General features: G+C 68.1%; 2 protein-coding genes. Both read left to right on the plus strand.

Going from position 1 to position 1,713, the window contains the following annotated elements; genetic code table 11:
* Positions 1-53 precede the first annotated feature (53 nt).
* Positions 54-653: a hypothetical protein gene (locus ASC60_RS00005; RefSeq protein ID WP_055545432.1), complete on the plus strand. Its 600-nt coding sequence runs from the start codon at positions 54-56 to the stop codon at positions 651-653.
* On the plus strand, positions 653-1,713 hold a 1,061-nt coding region (locus ASC60_RS00010), incomplete at its 3' end, for a putative T7SS-secreted protein (protein WP_370592840.1). The genes ASC60_RS00005 and ASC60_RS00010, both read left to right, overlap by 1 nt.

Below are 1,713 nucleotides of genomic sequence, written 5' to 3' on the forward strand. Positions count from 1 at the left end.
GTGTCGTACGGTGCTGGTTGGATTGACGCTGTGTCGAACGGGGAGGGCGAGCAGTGAGCGGCGGCGATGGCGGTGGCGCCAAGGGCGGCAACATAGACCTGGCCTTCGACAAGGATTCGCAGGCCGAGATCGTGAAGGGCCTGCGGGCGGCGATCGGTGAGCTGAAGGAAATCGCCTCGGCGTCGGACGCCGAGATGGGGGCGGGGTTCGAGGAGCTGTCCATGACGTCCATGGAGGCCGGACACAACGGCCTGGCCAAGGACTTCGAGGACTTCTGCGAGCTGTGGGACTGGGGTGTGCGCGGCCTGATCGAGGACGCCGGAAAGCTCGCGGAGAAGGTGGGGCTGGCGGCCGGTTCGCAGTGGGAGCAGGAGCAGTACGCCCAGGGCACCTTCAAGGTGGCCGCGAACTCGGTGCTGGGCAACCCGCACCTGGACGAGAAGACGATCGCGGGGAAGGACATGGGGGAGCTGATCTCGGTCGACACCTGGACGCCGGACTACAGCAAGGAGTCCTTCGAGAAGGCCGCGTCCGATGCCGAGAAGACCTGGGACACCGCCGGCGAGGAGGCGGGCCATCGGTACAAGGCGACCGGCATGCAGCAATTCGTCGACCAGGCTGCCGAGGAGAGCGCCAAGAGGGGCGCGCGCTGATGGGGATCGGTGACCTGACGCCCGACTGGATGGACGACGCGGTCGAGAAGGGCACCGAAGCCCTCGGCGACACCGTCGAATGGGCGGGTGACAAGACCGCCGACGGCCTGGACAAGGTGGGCTGGGAGGGCGGCGCGGACTGGGTCCGTGACAAGTCCCGTTCCACCGCGAACTACCTGGGCGCGGATGTCGCCGAGATGCAGCTGGGGGAGACTGAGGACCCCAAGAAGCTGATCTACGGCAGCGTGAGCCGGATCCGCTCCACGGTGAAGCATCTGAAGGACTTCCAGTCGGCGTTCGAGAAGGTCGGCGACGGTCTGAAGGCACTGGACTCCTCCCACTGGAAGGGCGAGGCGGCGGACGCCTTCCGGGATGAGGTGTCGGTCAAGCCGAAGGAGTGGTTCAAGGCCGCGGACGCCTGCAAGAAGGCCGCCGGGGCGCTGGAGGACTTCGCCGGGACCGTGTCGTGGGCGCAGGGCCAGGCGCAGGAGGCGATCGACGCGTACAAGGCGGCCAAGACCGCCTCGGAGAACGCCCGTTCCGCGCACAACGACAAGGTGGACGCGTACAACGCCGCCGCCAAGGCGTACAACGCGAAGGTGGAGTCCGGCAAGGACTCGGGCAAGAAGCCCACCAAGCCGGGCGAGTTCCACGACCCCGGCACCGCCAAGGCGAAGGCCGCGCAGGAAAAGCTGGACGAGGCGCGGCGCCAGCGGGACGAGGCGGTCATCGCGGCGCGCAAGGTGGTGCAGCAGGCCAAGGACGCGGCCCCGCCGAAGCCGTCGTACGGCGACCAGTTCGGGTCCGGCCTGGACGGGCTGGGTCTGGACGCGATGCACGTGACGGGCGGTGTCATCAAGGGCGTGGCGGGGCTGAACTCCTTCGCGCGCAGCCTGAATCCGATGGACCCGTACAACCTGACCCACCCGGCCGAGTACCTCACGGGTCTGAACAGCACGGCGGCCCAGCTCCACACAGTGGCCAGCAACCCGGGCCCGGCCCTGAAGACCATGTACAGCGAGTTCTCCAAGGACCCCTCGGAAGGTTTCGGCCGGGCCCT

The organism is Streptomyces sp. NBRC 110028 (assembly GCF_001417735.1).
In the GTDB taxonomy this organism is placed as follows: domain Bacteria; phylum Actinomycetota; class Actinomycetes; order Streptomycetales; family Streptomycetaceae; genus Streptomyces.